The following is a 14,138-nucleotide window of genomic DNA, read 5'->3' as shown; positions in this document are numbered from 1 at the left end:
CGATGGGCGATTTTACCTTTCTTGTTACAGGGGGTTACTTTCGCGGATTGGGTCGAAATCGCTGGAAACGCGCAGGGTGCGTGGGGTTCGAGGCGCTGAACACTGTTCATAATTACATTTTGTTATAGGTTTCAATTTTCATAGTGTTGACGATCTATAAAACCCTGCTAGAATCCGTCCACATTGGTAGCAGGGACCCAGCAGTCTAGTCGTTACCACACCTCCGGTCCTTCGACGCTACGCGTCACCGTTTGCCGATTCCTGCACGGCACCAACGGCTTAGAGTTTGTCCTCGCCAGCGCATGTTCGCCGCTGGTTTTTTTGCGTGAGAGCCACCGCGCGCATGCCGAACGGGCATGCCGCCGGGATTTTTTTACTCCGATGTGGCGCTCCGAACGGCACGTTGCCAGTTGTAACGGTACGTTGCCGTATCCCGACGTCGTAGCCGCCCCAACCAAGGCGCGCGATGTCTTGGCTTTGCGACCCGAGCCAGATGTTGCTCAGTTGTATCCGTCGCGAGGCCATGATCCATGGGAGATCTGAATGAATACTTGGTTATCGTGGCGTCCCGATGAGCGCCTGGCGCAAGCAGTACGCGCCACGCTGCGTCGCGGGACGCGTGTCAGTCACCACCTGTTCAGCGTCGTCGGCGGCGCTGCTGTGCTTACCGCACTCGCGCTGTGGCTGTTGCCCACCGTGCGCACCACGCTCGCGGCGAAGCTGATGCCGGCCATTTCGGCGGCCGTCCAGGCCGGACCGGCGCGGCTGTTGAGCGGTCATCCGCTGCCCGCCTTCGGGCCGGCCCACACTACCGACGAATCGCTGGCCTCGAACGCACCAACCGTCGACACCACGAGCTACGACGGCGCCTTCGACGGCAGCGGCCGAAGCGGTCAGAACAATCAGAACAATCAGGCTCCGGCCAGTTTCGATTTGCATACTCAGCAGCCGACCGTCGGCATGCTGGCTAACTTGATCCCGTCGCAACGCGTGGCGCCCGATGCGCGCAACAACCATGCGTTTGCGTCGACGAGCGAACAGAATCTGGTCACGAACTATCTGGCGCGCCGCTATCGGGTCGCGCAAGAGCCGGTCAACGACCTCGTGAAGGCGGCGTTCGACACCGGCCGTGAAGTGGGCCTCGATCCGCTGCTGCTGCTCGCGGTGATGGCGATCGAATCCGGCTTCAATCCGTATGCGGAAAGCGGCGTCGGTGCGCAGGGCCTGATGCAAGTGATGTCGAAGGTGCATTCGGACAAGTTCCAGTATTTCGGCGGCACGAGCGCGGCGCTCGAGCCGATGACGAACATCAAGGTCGGCGCGCTGGTGCTGAAAGACTGCATCGCGCGTGGCGGTTCGCTGCCGGGCGGCCTGCGTCTGTACGTCGGTTCGACGTCGCAGGACGACGGCGGCTACGGCGCCAAGGTGATGGCCGAGCGCGATCGTCTGCGCGACGTGGCGCGCGGCCGCAAGGTGCCGGTCAATGCCCCGCAGGCGCCGCAGCAGCAAGCGGCGGCCGCGACGACGGCGAACAAGCGCGTGCAGGTGTCGCTCGACGGCGGCCATGCGATCGGCGCGGCGAAGACGGCTGCGGCTTCGGCGCCGGCAGCGGATCAGGATGATGCGAGCGCAAACACGACCGCGACGAAGCACAACGCCGGGCCGGAGTTCGGCGCTTGAGTGTTAGGCGAACGACAGAATGAGAGAAGGGCACCCTCGGGTGCCCTTCTTGTTTGCTGCGTTGGAAGGTGTCAGGCGCGCGCGAACAGCCCGCGCAACCGCTCAACGGCTTCTTCCAGCCGCGTATACGCCGTCGCGTACGAAAGACGGATGTACTCATGCGGCGCACAGGTGCCGAAATCCATCCCCGGCACGAGCACCACGCCGGCGTCGTGCAACATCGCCTTCGTGAGTGCGCCGCTGTCGCCGGCCGCCGGATGCGCGACGCCGGTGCAATTCGCGTAGACGTAGAACGCGCCGTCGGGAATCACCGGCACGCCGAAGCCGAGCGACTGGAGCGCCGGCACGATGTAGTCGCGGCGGCGCTTGAATTCGAGGCGCCGCGCTTCGTAGATCGCGAGCGTATCGGGCTCGAAGCACGCCAGCGCCGCATGCTGGGCGAGTGCGGACGCGCAAATGAACAGATTCTGCGCGAGTTTTTCGAATGCGCCGATCATCGCGGTCGGCACGACGAGCCAGCCGAGACGCCAGCCCGTCATGTTGAAGTACTTCGAGAAGCTGTTGACGGTCACCACGTCGTCGCCGAACGACAGCGCCGACACCGGCCGTGCGTCATAGCTGAGCCCTTGGTAGATCTCGTCGACGATCGTGAAGCCGCCGCGTGCGCGCACGGCTTCGACGATCCGCTTCAGTTCATCCGGTTCGATCGACGTGCCGGTCGGGTTCGACGGCGACGCGAGCAGCACGCCGCGCGTCTTCTCGTTCCAACGGTTTTCCACATCGGCGGCCGTCAGCTGGAAACGCTCGGCGGGGCCGCTTGGGACGAGCACGGCGCGGCCTTCGGTGGCCGCCACGAAGTGACGGTTGCACGGGTAGGACGGATCAGGCATCAGCACTTCGTCGTCGCGGTCGACGAGCGCCGCGCAAGCGAGCAAAAGGGCAGCCGACGCGCCCGCCGTCACGACGATGCGCGCGGGATCGATGCGCAGTCCATACGTGTGCAAGTAGTGCGCCGCGATCGCTTCGCGCAACGGCGCGATGCCGAGCGCCCCGGTGTATTGCGTGACGCCGCGTCTGAGCGCGCTGGCGGCCGCTTCGATCACGGGCTCGGGAGCCGTGAAATCGGGCTCGCCGATTCCCATGTGAATGATGTCGCGCCCCGCGATCTCGAGCTCCCGGGCTTCCTTCGCGAGTTCCATCACGTAGAACGGTGCAATGGCGTCGACTCGGGCGGCGAGGCGCACGAGCGGTTCAGACGCGTTATTCATGCTGATTTCCAGATCCAATAGCCGGCGGGAGAAGGGCGCTGCCGGCGGTGCCTGCCGTGCCACATGCGGCGGCCCGCCGCGTAGCGCCGGGCGCCGCGCCGCGCGTGGTTGCGCCGGGCGCCGCTATGCCGGGCGCCGTTGCGCTTAGTTGCCGCGCCCCGACTGCGTTTCGGCGACGCGCAGCTTGGCGGCCAGCTTGTCGAGCACGCCGTTCACGTACTTGTAGCCGTCCGCGCCGCCGAAGTTCTTCGCCAGTTCGACCGCTTCGTTGATGACGACGCGATACGGAATGTCGAGATGATGCTTGAACTCGAACGCCGCGACGAGCAGCACCGCCCGCTCGACGGGCGAGAGCTGGTCGATCGGGCGATCGAGGCAGGGCGCGAGGTCGGCCGACAGCGCATCCGAATCGCGGATCACGCCGTGGAGGATCGCATCGAGATGCTCTTTGTCGGCCTTGTCGAAACCCTGCGCGCCGCGCAACTGCGCGTCGATCTCACCCGAGCTCGCCCCCGACAAAAGCCACTGATACAGCCCCTGCGTGGCGAGTTCGCGGGAACGTCGTCGAGCGCTCTTCATGCCTGTTCCTCTTCTTCGTCCTCGTCTTCATCTTCGTCGTCATCGCCGCCGAGCTGCTCGAGCGCGACCGCGAGGTTCGCCATCTCGACGGCCACGCGCGCGGCGTCGCGGCCCTTCTCGGTCATGCGCGCGACGGCTTGCTCGTCGGTGTCGGTCGTGAGCACCGCATTCGCGACGGGAATGCCGAAGTCGAGGCCGATGCGCGTGATGCCCGCGCCGCTTTCGTTCGACACGAGTTCGAAGTGATACGTCTCGCCGCGGATCACGGCGCCGAGCGCGATCAGCGCGTCGAATTGGCCGGACTCGGCGAGCTTTTGCAGCGCGAGCGGGATTTCGAGCGCGCCCGGGACGGTGACGAGCAGCACGTCTTCGCCGGTCACGCCGAGGCGTTCGAGTTCTTCGATGCAGGCATCGGCGAGGCCGTTGCACACCGGTTCGTTAAAGCGCGCTTGGACGATGCCGACGCGCAGGCCGTCGCCGTCGAGGTTCGGTTGATATTGTCCGATTTCCATAAAAGGTCCGTGGTTGTTGGTTGAATGCGCGAGAGTGCGTGGTGGGATCAGTGAGTCGATCGATGAGGCGTTCGGTCAGGCGCGCGAGTCCGAGGACTCGGACGCCGTGTCGCAAGGCTTGGCAACGCTCCCCGGCATCGGGACGAAACCGGTGACTTCGAGCCCATAGCCCGACATGCTGCCGAGGCGGCGCGGGTTCGACAGCACCTGCATCTTGCCGACGTTGAGCTCGCGCAGGATTTGCGCGCCGATGCCGTAGGTCTTGAAGTCGACCGGGCGGCGTTTGAGTTCGGCGGCCTTGTCTTTCTGATCGAATGCCTTGAAGACGTCGATCAGGTGTTCCTTCGAGTCGCCGCAATTGAGCATCACGATCACGCCGAGATCGCGCGCGGCGATCTCGCGCATCGCGGCGTCGAGCGTCCACGAGTGCGTCGAGGTGCCGACTTCGAGCAGGTCGAGCATCGACAGCGGCTCGTGCACGCGCACCGGTGTATCGCGATCGGGCGACGGCGTGCCGCGCACCAGCGCCAGATGCGGCGATCCGCTCGGCTGGTCGAGATACATGACCGCGCGGAATGCGCCGTGCGCGGTCTGCATCGTGCGCTCGCACACGCGCTCGACGATCGATTCGGTGCGGCTGCGGTAGTGAATCAGATCGGCGATCGTGCCGACCTTGAGCCCGTGCTGCTGCGCGAATTCGAGCAGGTCGGGCAGGCGCGCCATCGTGCCGTCGTCCTTGATGACTTCGCAGATCACCGCGGCGGGCGTGAGGCCCGCGAGCGCCGTGAGGTCGCAGCCCGCTTCGGTATGGCCCGCGCGCACGAGCACGCCGCCCGGCTGCGCCATGATCGGGAATACGTGGCCCGGCTGCACGATGTGCTCGGCGCGCGCGTCGTGCGCGACGGCGGTGGCGATCGTGCGGGCGCGGTCGGCGGCGGAGATGCCGGTCGTCACGCCTTCGGCCGCTTCGATGCTGACCGTGAACGCCGTGCCGTATTGCGTGCCGTTCTTATAGGTCATGAGCGGCAGGTTCAACTGCTTGCAGCGATCCTGCGTGAGCGTCAGGCAGATCAGGCCGCGGCCGTAGCGGGCCATGAAATTGATCGCTTCCGGCGTGACGAAATCGGCGGCGAGGACGAGGTCGCCCTCGTTTTCGCGGTCTTCTTCGTCGACCAGGATCACCATCCGGCCGGCTTTCAGTTCGGCGATGATCTCGAGGGTGGAGGCGAGGGTCATTATCGGTAGGGATGAGCGGGAAAGCGCGTATTTTACGCCACGCGGGGGCGGGCGTCGCTGGTTCTGACACGGCATGCAAAGCGGTGCCGCCGGTATACAAAATGCCGAATCTTGCATTCCAAAAACAAAATACTTACTAAATTATTTCAATTTCGCCCAGTAAATGGGAGACATTGGGCCGGTATCTTTCATAAGTTGAAACAATTTGAGATGTATGAAATGATATTGATTCTCATTTAAATCGAAAGCCAGCCTACCGACCTTCTCGTCCCAAGCGGAGGAGCGGCCAGCCAGCCAATGCTCACGTGTCGTTGATTCACGCGTGCGCCGGGTGCGGCGCCGGCCGACACGAACCACTCCTCGGGACTCCAATGTTGAACAGAACGCCGCTTGCGGCAGCGCTTGCGCTCGCCTTCGCGATTCCTTTTGCTGCGCCTGCGAAAGCGCAGACCGCACCGCAAACGACATCGCAAAGCCCATCCACCACCGCGGCGTCCGACGGCTCGACGCTGCCCGCGGTCGTCGTCTCCGGCCAGGCCGATGCCGCTGCGCAAGACTTCCAGGCCGAACGTTCGACGGTCGGCGCGAAGACGCCGCAAGCGTTGCGCGATATTCCGCAGACGGTCACGGTCATCAACAAGGCGGTGCTCGAATCGCAGGGCGCGACGTCGTTTCAGGACGCGCTGCGCAACGCGCCGGGCATCACGATCGGCGGCGCCGAAGGCGGGCAGATCGGCAACAACATCAACCTGCGCGGCTTCACGGCGCAAAACGACATCTACCTCGACGGCTTTCGCGACCGCAACCAGTACTACCGCGACACGTTCGATCTCGAATCGGTCGAAGTGCTGTACGGCCCGTCGTCGATGCTGTTCGGGCGCGGTTCGACCGGCGGCGTGATCAATCAGGTCAGCAAGAAGGCGAATCTCACGCCGTCGGCCGAGGTCTCTACGACGCTCGGCACCGACGACCGCTACCGCACGACCGTCGACGTGAATCACCCGGTGGCCGCGACCTCGGCCATCCGCCTCAACGCATTCGCGCAGGACATGGGAACGGGTCGCGACGTGATGAAGAACAGGGACTACGGCTTCGCCCCCGAAGCGCGCTTCGGCATCGGCACGCCGACCGAGATCACGCTGTCCGCGCTGATCCAGCACAACGACGACATGCCCGACTACGGCATCCCGGCGTTGAACGGCCATCCGGCGCCGGTGCCGCGCAACACGTTTTACGGCCTGACGAGCGACCGCACGATTCAGGACGTGCAGACCGGGCAGGCGACGATCAAGCACAAGTTCTCCGACGCGCTCACGCTGACCAACGCAACGCAGCTCTCGCATTCGATGACCGACGCGCGCGAGACGGCCGCGCATGCGGTGCTGACCGGCCCGCTCGCAACGAGCCCGGCACTCTCGAACGGCAATTACACGACGCTGCCGCTTTCGCAGCTCTACGTGCAATTGCAAAGCCACGATCGCGTGATCGAAAACCATTCGATCTACAACGACACGATGCTCGAGTACACCTTCACGACCGGCGCGATCAAGCACGATCTCATCGCCGGTGTGGAGCTCGGGCACGACAGTTATACGAACCAGGCAACCACGCGCAACAACTTGCCGATCGTGTCGCTGCTCGATCCGGCCTATCTGTCGACGCCCTCGAACGTGACGACGACCGTCGGCAATCACGCGCAATCGTCGGCCAATGAAATCGCGGGGTACGTCAACGATACGGTGTCGCTCGGCGAGCACTGGAAGGTGATCGGCGGATTGCGCTGGGACCGCTTCCAGGCGCACATCGCGAACACGGTCAGCTTGCCCGGTTACGCGAGCCAGACGAACGACTTCACGAGCGTGCGCACCGGCGTCATCTATCAGCCGAGCGACTGGCAGTCGTATTACGCGTCGTACGGGACGTCGTTCGATCCCTCGCTCGAATCGCTGACGGTCACCAATCTCACGCAGAATCTCGCGCCCGAAACCACGCGTTCGTATGAAGTCGGCGGCAAGTGGGATGTGCTCGGCGGGAATCTGTCGGTGACGTCCGCGCTGTTTCAGGAGGAGATGGACAACGCGCGCACGCAGGTCTCGGCGACCGAATACACGCTCGACGGCGATATCCGCGTCAACGGTTTCCAGGCCGGTGCGACGGGCCACCTCACCGACAAGTGGCAAATCTTCGGCGGCTACACCTATATGGATGCGCGCATCGTGAAGGCGCTCGACGGCACGCAAGGCAACGTGCCCGCCAACACGCCGCGCAATACGCTCACGCTGTGGACGACCTATGAGATCACGCCGCACTGGGAGGTGGGCGGCGGACCGACCTATATGTCGGCGCGCTATGCGGCGAACAACGATCTCGTCCAAGTCGGCGGCTATACGCGCTGGGATGCGACGGCCGCGTATCACGAGAAGAAGTGGGACGTCCGTCTCAATCTCTTGAATCTCACCAACAAGTTCTATTACGACGCGCTGATCCAGTCGGACGGCGGCCGCTCGGTGCCCGGCATCGGCCGCACGCTGCTCGCCACGGCCGACTACAAGTTCTAGTCGCGCGATGGTGTTTCAACTTTTCGGGCTTGGCGTGCAAGCGCAATGCACAACGGCGCGCCGGTCCGGCCAAAGGAAATCTCGATGCTTCTTCAAATCCCGAATGTGCTGAACGCGGAGCAGCTCCGCTTCGTGCGCGAACGGCTCGACGCGGCGGGCGATGCCTGGGTCGACGGCCGCGCGACGGCCGGCTACCAGGGCGCGCCTGTCAAGCGCAACCAGCAGATCGCGGAGCAATCGCCCGTCGCGCGCGAGCTCGGCGACGTGATTCTCGCGGCGATCGAACGCCATCCGCTCTTCATCAGCGCCGTGCTGCCGAACCAGGTCTATCCGCCGCTCTTCAACCGCTACGAAAGCGGGATGACATTCGGCAGCCATGTGGACGGCGCGGTGCGTCTCTTGCCGGGCGGCGCGAAGCTGCGTACCGACGTGTCCGTGACGCTTTTCCTGTCCGCGCCCGACGAATACGACGGCGGCGAACTCGTCATCGAGGACACATATGGCGTCCAGCAAGTGAAGCTGCCGGCGGGCGACATGATCGTCTATCCGGCGACGAGCCTGCATCAAGTGACGCCCGTCACGCGAGGCGCGCGTATCGCGAGCTTCTTCTGGGTGCAGAGCCTCGTGCGCAGCGATACGCAGCGCGCGCTGCTGTTCGACATGGACACGGCCATCCAGCGCTTGAACGCGACGCACGCCGACGATGCCGCGCGCCGCAGTCTCGTTGGTTGTTACCACAACTTGTTGCGCCTCTGGAGCGAGACGTGAGTGCACCTGAACCTATCGCGATCGAATCGAACGGAACGGATATCGCGACCGTCGAACGCCACATGACTTCCGCGAGCGATGTTCTCGACGATCCGGAATTGCGCGCCCGGAAAAAACGCTCGCGTCGCGCCACCTTCATCAAATGGCTGCGCAAAGTGCACGGCTGGATGGGGCTATGGGGCGCGGCGCTCGGCCTGCTGTTCGGCACGAGCGGTTTCCTGCTCAACCATCGCGCCGGCCCGCTGCGAATTCCGTCCGGGGAACCGGAGGTATCGACGCTTCAGGTCCCGCTGCCGCAGCCCGCGCCCGAGACGCCGCGCGACTTGGCGAAGTGGCTCAAGCAACAACTGCAATTGACCGCCGCCCCGGGACGCATGCAGAAAGAGCCCGCACATCGGGTGGCGTGGGGCGATCGCAGTGCGATCCAGCCCGAGCATTGGCAAATCACGTTTGCGGCGCCGCGCGAAAGCACGCAGGCCGAGTACTGGGTCGGCAACGGGTACGTGACGATCAAGCGCAGCGACAACTCGTTTCTCGCGACGCTGAACAACCTGCACAAAGGCGTCGGCATGAGCGTTGGCTGGGTGCTGCTGGTCGACACGCTCGCAGGCGGCATTGTCCTGCTCTCGCTGACGGGCGTGTTGCTATGGACGGAGATGAATCGGCGCAAGACGATTGGTGCGGTGCTCGTCATCGGCTCGATCGTGGCGGCAGTCTACGCGGGGCTGATGTGAGCGCGGCAGGCCGTCATCGCGACCCAAAATTTAGGGTTGACACGATAGATTATGGTGATCATCATCGCAATCATGATGTTGATCATGTAAAAACGAGTGATCGACATCCCGCTCCAATCGACTATCGGGATCCGCTATGACGAAGCAGGCAATCGGCACGGCGCTCATCACGGGCGCTTCTTCTGGAATCGGCAAGACCTACGCGGACCGCCTCGCGCGGCGCGGCTACGACCTCGTGCTCGTCGCGCGCGATCGCGAGCGCATGGAAGCGCTCGCTGCACGGCTGCGTGAAGAGACGGGCGTCTCGGTCGACATCATCCAAGCGGACCTCACGGATGCGGCGGATCTGCGCCGCGTCGAAGCGCGACTCGCCGAAGACGAGCGCATCGACCTGCTCATCAACAACGCGGGCGCTTCGGCCGGACGCGGACTCGAGGGCACGGAACTCGAGGTGCTGGACAGCCTGATTCGCCTGAACGTGACCGCTGTGACGCGTCTCGCGGCAGCGGTCGTTCCGCGTTTTGTGGCGAAGGGCAGTGGCTCGATCATCAACATCGCGTCTGTGATGGCGCTGATGCCCGAGGCGCCGTCCGGCGTTTATTCGGCGACCAAGGCCTATGTGCTGACGTATTCGCAATCGATGCAAGCGGAACTCGGTCCGAAAGGGCTGTACGTGCAGGCCGTGCTGCCGGCCGCGACCCGCACCGAAATCTGGGAGCGCGCGGGCCGCGACATCAACACGATCCCAGGTCTCATGGAAGTGGACGAGCTTGTCGACGCGGCGCTGGTCGGCTTCGACCGGCGTGAGCTCGTGACGATTCCGCCGCTCCACGACGCGGCCCAGTGGGAAGCGTTCGAGACCGCTCGCCGCGCGATGTTGCCGGGCTTCCGCGAGGAGCGTGCGGCTCCGCGCTATCGCAGCTAACCGCGGCTGATAGCGGCGAATCGGGCCCTTCCGTCCTCCGCAAAGTACTCGCAAACGCCGCTCCAGCGCCGTTTGCGAGGCGCTGATATTCTCTTCGCGTTACCTCCTCTCTTAGTGCAAATCCAGTCCGGCGATACGGATCGGTCCAAGGGCCGCTTCGTATCGCCGGGCCTTTCCTATGGATGTGTATGGACGCGAAACTCTCACACGATCTCGCCAATCTCGACGTCCTGCTCGGACGCACGCTCGAGCATGCCGTTGGCGCATTGAACGACGTGGCGTTGCGGCCCGTCGCGCTAGCCCCACATGCGGCGTCTCCGGTGCCGCTCGCCGAGCACGGCATCGGCCTTGAAGGCGCGCTCGCAGCGTTCGCCGCGCGCTGGGCGCCGGGCTTCTCGGGCAGCGCGGGGCCACGGTATCTCGGCTTCGTGACGGGCGGCGCGACGCCTGCGTCGATTGCCGGCGACTGGCTGACGAGCGTCTACGACCAGAACCCGACAGCGGGCATCGACAGCTCCGCGCCCGATCTCGAACGCGAGACGGTCGCGCAATTGCGGCAGTTGTTCGGCTTCTCCGATGCGCAACGCGGCGTGCTGGTCAGCGGCGCAACGATGTCGAATTTCGTCGGGCTCGCGATCGCGCGCGAGTGGCTGGGTGAGCAGCGGGGCGTGAGCATCGCGGAAGACGGAGTCGGTGCGCTGCCGAAGATTCACGTGCTGTCGGGCGCGGCGCATTCGAGCGTCTACAAGGCGCTGTCGATGCTCGGGATCGGACGCAAGGCGGTGCAAAAGATCGCGACGCTGCCGGATCGCGAGGCCGTCGACCTGGCCGCGCTCGAAGCGGCGCTCGATCGCATGCAGGGCGAGCCCGTCATCGTGGTTGCGAATGCGGGCACGGTGAACACGGTCGACTTCGACGACCTCGAAGCCATCGCCGCGTTGAAATCGCGCTATTCGTTCTGGCTCCATGTCGATGGGGCGTTCGGCGCATTTGCGGCGCTCTCGCCCGAGCACGCTTCGCTGGTCAAAGGAATCGACGCAGCGGACTCGATCTGCGTCGATCTGCACAAGTGGCTCAACGTGCCGTACGACGCGGCCGTGCAGTTCAGCCGGCGGCGCGATCTGCAAGTGCGCGTGTTTCAGAACAGCGCGGCCTATCTCGGGGCGCCGGGCGACAACCCCGATTTCGTGCATCTGACGCCGGAGAACTCGCGCCGGCTGCGCGCGCTGGCGACGTGGTTTTCGCTGACGGCGTACGGACGCGCGGGGCACGCCGACATCGTCGAGCGCAATATCCTTCTGGCGCGGCAATTGGGCGAGCGGATCGCTGCGTTGCCCGGCTTGAAGCTGCTCGCGCCGACTCGGCTCAACGTCGTCTGCTTCACGCTCGCCGAGAACCCGACCGAGGAGCGTGTCAACGCGTTCATGCGAGCGGTGCGCGATCGCGGCGACGTGTTCGTCTCGAGCACGGTTTATGCGGGGACGTGGGCGTTGCGCGCCGCGTTCTCCAATTGGCGCACGAATGAGAGCGACGTCGAGCGCATCGCCGCATCGCTCGCGGCTACGTTGTCAGCGTGACGGTTGCGGGTCCCTGTTCGTGAGGCGCGTCGATGCGTATCGTCGCGCCTCGATGGCAGACCGTATCGAAGTCCCGGTCTTTCACGACGACTAGCGGCACCGACAATCCGTAGAGCTCGCCGGCGACGATCACGCCGATCGCAATGATGAGATCGCGCTCGCGCAAGACGATGCCCGCAGGACCGGTGCCGTTTCGAATCGCTTCGGCGAGCACGCTGCTGCTCGAACTCGATCCCTTCGCACGCGGCATCACCACGATAGTTCCGGCCAGGCTGCGGCCAAACGCCGGATGCGTCTTTTCGAGGATCAGGCCGCTTGCAGCGTCGTAGCCGCCCCAAAAGCTCAGCGGTTCGGAAAGTACGACTTTCGGTCCTTCTGCGTGGCCCTTGGCCAACGCCTCGGCGTGCACGATCACGGAGGGATCGCCGTCGCGCTTTGCGTCTGCGCGGGTATCAAAGGGCGGGTTCATCGAAGCACACCTTTCCTTCGAATGCGGAGCGCACGCATTCTTCCATGCTGCCGTAAGCCACGGACACGCCGATATTGGCCGGCGCATAGTGGGCCCACTTCGCTGAGTTCGTCATCACGAGGCCCGTCATGTTCTTCATCACGGGCGTGATGTAGGTGCAGGTGTCGACGACGATCTGCACGCCGCGTGCGGCAAGTTGCTGCGCAATCCCCGATGCTTCGAGCTGCCACAAAATAAAGCGGTTCGTGTTGACGTAGAAATCGCAGCGCGGCTCGCCCGCATGCTGCGCAAACCAGGCGGCGAGCCGCTCGAATTCGGCGATCGAAAAGTGCGGCGTGCCGAGGCTCACCGCGACGAGCGGATCGCCGGGTTGCGCCTGATTCAAGCGGCGGCGCACTGACACGAGATCGTCCAGCGAGACGTGCACGGTCTTGAGCGGCGAGTGTCCTTGCGTGGCGTCGTCGAGCGTCGGCGCTTCGGGGGTGATGCCGACGGCATGGAACAGCGCGACCGCGCCGCTCGATGCCGCGGCGGCGCCGAGCGCCTTGAGTTCGTCTTCGGTGGTATCGGCGGGCAGGCCGACGAGGGCGGCGACTGTGGCCCCTGCTTCTTTGCCGAGCAGCAGGCCCAACGCGGCGAAGAACACATCGCGTCCGGGCAGCTTGGCGAAATCCGCGACGTCGAACACGATTCGTGCCGCGCGATGCGCCTTCACATGCAAATCGGCGTACGGCGCCCGGCCGGTGATGGCCGCGCTGAGATCGAGGAAATCGCCATAGCGGCTCGTGCGCGCGCCGAGCACCGAATTGGCAAATACGATCGCGTTGGACTCCGCCCAGGCGATTTGGTCGCCGAGCTTCGGCCGGTGCTTCAACTGATAGGGCGCGCAGGTGAAGCTCGCCTCGCAGCCCAGTTCGATGTGGGCGTTCATCAAGCGCTCCGCCGCTTGACGGACGTTCGTGTCGCCGTGGAAAAGCTCGGGGTGGATCAGGTCGAGCGAGCCGACGTTCAACGTGGTCGGTATCGCGACTTTCGTTCCGCTTTCGATAAAGCGCTCGACGAAGTCCAGGCTCACGGGCCCGTGATACAGACATCCGTCGATATGAGCAGAGGAAACGTCGATCAGGTGTGGGGCTCGCATCACATTCGCGGTGCGCGCAACGATGCGCATCGCGAGCGCGGCCCCGGCTCCGAACTCGCCGTTCAGCATGGCGCGGTCGCGTGCATCGAGCTTCAGCATGGTGCTTTCGTTTCCTGGATGGTCCCGACGCGGCCACGATATCAGCTCATCCTAAAAAAGTCTTTGCACATATCTGATAAGTCAGATATAGTAAAAATCAGAAACAGAGGAATCAGCTATGGACTACTACAGCCAAGACAGTTTTCTTCCGTTCCAGAACATTGGTTTCGCGCTCGGCAAGGCGCGCAACCTGCTCCAGGCGGAAATGGACGTAGCGCTCGCGGGCACCGGTATCACCAGTTCGCATGCCGGCGCACTGCTGCTGCTTGCCCGGGGCGCCGCGCGCACGCCGGTCGGGTTGGCCAAGCTGCTTGCGGTCGATGCGGGATTCGTCACCCGTGTGGTCGATCGGCTGGAAAAGGAGGACCTCGTGCACCGGGCTCGCAACAGCCTGGACCGGCGGGTGGTCAACCTCACGTTGACCGAAGCGGGGCGGAAAGCCGCCGCGCGAGTCGCGGAAATCGCGCCGGCGGTGTTGAACCGGCGCTTGTCGGGCTTCAGTCCGCTGGAGTTCGACACCTTGTGCCGTCTCCTCAGTAAGTTGCTGGCCGGATGAGCCATTTTTTTTATCCAAATATCTGACGTATCAGAT

At 64.3% G+C, this 14,138-nt stretch carries 13 protein-coding genes; 7 read left to right on the top strand and 6 right to left on the bottom strand.

Going from position 1 to position 14,138, the window contains the following annotated elements:
• Positions 1–543 precede the first annotated feature (543 nt).
• Positions 544–1,680: a lytic transglycosylase domain-containing protein gene (locus FAZ95_RS16890; RefSeq protein ID WP_137333496.1), complete on the top strand. Its 1,137-nt coding sequence runs from the start codon at positions 544–546 to the stop codon at positions 1,678–1,680.
• A 71-nt stretch (positions 1,681–1,751) separates the two neighbouring features.
• Here FAZ95_RS16890 and FAZ95_RS16885 read toward each other — a convergent pair whose 3' ends face one another.
• From FAZ95_RS16885 to ribBA, 4 genes are all read right to left on the bottom strand, one after another.
• Entirely contained in the window at positions 1,752–2,948 is a 1,197-nt protein-coding gene (locus FAZ95_RS16885) for a pyridoxal phosphate-dependent aminotransferase (protein ID WP_137333495.1), read from the bottom strand.
• Between the two features lie 144 nt (positions 2,949–3,092).
• Positions 3,093–3,527, bottom strand: coding sequence for a transcription antitermination factor NusB (nusB, locus tag FAZ95_RS16880; protein WP_137333494.1), 435 nt, complete (start codon positions 3,525–3,527; stop codon positions 3,093–3,095).
• A complete protein-coding gene (gene ribH, locus FAZ95_RS16875; RefSeq protein ID WP_137333493.1) occupies positions 3,524–4,039 on the bottom strand; it encodes a 6,7-dimethyl-8-ribityllumazine synthase in 516 nt (171 codons plus the stop codon). Before ribH ends, nusB begins: the two co-directional genes overlap by 4 nt.
• Before the next feature lie 75 nt (positions 4,040–4,114).
• The gene (gene ribBA, locus FAZ95_RS16870) at positions 4,115–5,275 is read right to left on the bottom strand and encodes a bifunctional 3,4-dihydroxy-2-butanone-4-phosphate synthase/GTP cyclohydrolase II (RefSeq protein WP_137333492.1); all 1,161 of its coding nucleotides are present in this window, start codon (positions 5,273–5,275) and stop codon (positions 4,115–4,117) included.
• A 371-nt stretch (positions 5,276–5,646) separates the two neighbouring features.
• Between ribBA and FAZ95_RS16865 the strand changes: the two genes are divergently transcribed.
• The 5 genes from FAZ95_RS16865 (at position 5,647) to FAZ95_RS16845 (ending at position 11,837) form a co-directional block, all read left to right on the top strand.
• Positions 5,647–7,833, top strand: a complete 2,187-nt coding sequence (locus FAZ95_RS16865) for a TonB-dependent receptor (protein ID WP_137333491.1) — start codon at positions 5,647–5,649, stop codon at positions 7,831–7,833.
• A gap of 84 nt (positions 7,834–7,917) precedes the next feature.
• A complete protein-coding gene (locus FAZ95_RS16860; RefSeq protein WP_137333490.1) occupies positions 7,918–8,601 on the top strand; it encodes a Fe2+-dependent dioxygenase in 684 nt (227 codons plus the stop codon).
• On the top strand, positions 8,598–9,335 hold the full coding sequence (locus FAZ95_RS16855; protein ID WP_437437707.1) for a PepSY-associated TM helix domain-containing protein: 738 nt from the start codon (positions 8,598–8,600) through the stop codon (positions 9,333–9,335). The genes FAZ95_RS16860 and FAZ95_RS16855 overlap by 4 nt, the downstream gene beginning before the upstream one ends.
• A 136-nt stretch (positions 9,336–9,471) precedes the next feature.
• On the top strand, positions 9,472–10,260 hold the full coding sequence (locus tag FAZ95_RS16850; protein ID WP_137333489.1) for an SDR family NAD(P)-dependent oxidoreductase: 789 nt from the start codon (positions 9,472–9,474) through the stop codon (positions 10,258–10,260).
• 188 nt (positions 10,261–10,448) lie between these two features.
• A complete protein-coding gene (locus tag FAZ95_RS16845) occupies positions 10,449–11,837 on the top strand; it encodes a pyridoxal phosphate-dependent decarboxylase family protein (protein WP_137333488.1) in 1,389 nt (462 codons plus the stop codon).
• On the opposite strand, the gene FAZ95_RS16840 is transcribed toward FAZ95_RS16845, so the two are convergent.
• Both FAZ95_RS16840 and FAZ95_RS16835 read right to left on the bottom strand, forming a co-directional pair.
• Positions 11,821–12,306 (bottom strand): aconitase X swivel domain-containing protein, encoded by a 486-nt coding sequence (locus FAZ95_RS16840; RefSeq protein ID WP_137333487.1) that lies wholly within the window; start codon positions 12,304–12,306, stop codon positions 11,821–11,823. The two genes, FAZ95_RS16845 and FAZ95_RS16840, sit on opposite strands and share 17 nt — an antisense overlap.
• Positions 12,290–13,546 (bottom strand): aconitase X, encoded by a 1,257-nt coding sequence (locus FAZ95_RS16835; RefSeq protein ID WP_137333486.1) that lies wholly within the window; start codon positions 13,544–13,546, stop codon positions 12,290–12,292. Before FAZ95_RS16835 ends, FAZ95_RS16840 begins: the two co-directional genes overlap by 17 nt.
• Before the next feature lie 118 nt (positions 13,547–13,664).
• Here FAZ95_RS16835 and FAZ95_RS16830 point away from each other — a divergent pair, with 118 nt between their 5' ends.
• Positions 13,665–14,102: a MarR family winged helix-turn-helix transcriptional regulator gene (locus FAZ95_RS16830; RefSeq protein ID WP_137333485.1), complete on the top strand. Its 438-nt coding sequence runs from the start codon at positions 13,665–13,667 to the stop codon at positions 14,100–14,102.
• Positions 14,103–14,138 lie beyond the last annotated feature (36 nt).

The organism is Trinickia violacea (genome assembly GCF_005280735.1).
Taxonomy (GTDB): domain Bacteria; phylum Pseudomonadota; class Gammaproteobacteria; order Burkholderiales; family Burkholderiaceae; genus Trinickia_A; species Trinickia_A violacea.
This window is presented reverse-complemented; position numbering and strand designations above follow the sequence as displayed.

Coding starts and splice junctions, on each gene's coding strand:
- FAZ95_RS16890 (WP_137333496.1), top strand. CDS start 544: ATGAATACTTGGTTATCGTGGCGTCCCGATGAGCGCCTGGCGCAAGCA.
- FAZ95_RS16885 (WP_137333495.1), bottom strand. CDS start 2,948: ATGAATAACGCGTCTGAACCGCTCGTGCGCCTCGCCGCCCGAGTCGAC.
- nusB (WP_137333494.1), bottom strand. CDS start 3,527: ATGAAGAGCGCTCGACGACGTTCCCGCGAACTCGCCACGCAGGGGCTG.
- ribH (WP_137333493.1), bottom strand. CDS start 4,039: ATGGAAATCGGACAATATCAACCGAACCTCGACGGCGACGGCCTGCGC.
- ribBA (WP_137333492.1), bottom strand. CDS start 5,275: ATGACCCTCGCCTCCACCCTCGAGATCATCGCCGAACTGAAAGCCGGC.
- FAZ95_RS16865 (WP_137333491.1), top strand. CDS start 5,647: ATGTTGAACAGAACGCCGCTTGCGGCAGCGCTTGCGCTCGCCTTCGCG.
- FAZ95_RS16860 (WP_137333490.1), top strand. CDS start 7,918: ATGCTTCTTCAAATCCCGAATGTGCTGAACGCGGAGCAGCTCCGCTTC.
- FAZ95_RS16850 (WP_137333489.1), top strand. CDS start 9,472: ATGACGAAGCAGGCAATCGGCACGGCGCTCATCACGGGCGCTTCTTCT.
- FAZ95_RS16845 (WP_137333488.1), top strand. CDS start 10,449: ATGGACGCGAAACTCTCACACGATCTCGCCAATCTCGACGTCCTGCTC.
- FAZ95_RS16840 (WP_137333487.1), bottom strand. CDS start 12,306: ATGAACCCGCCCTTTGATACCCGCGCAGACGCAAAGCGCGACGGCGAT.
- FAZ95_RS16835 (WP_137333486.1), bottom strand. CDS start 13,546: ATGCTGAAGCTCGATGCACGCGACCGCGCCATGCTGAACGGCGAGTTC.
- FAZ95_RS16830 (WP_137333485.1), top strand. CDS start 13,665: ATGGACTACTACAGCCAAGACAGTTTTCTTCCGTTCCAGAACATTGGT.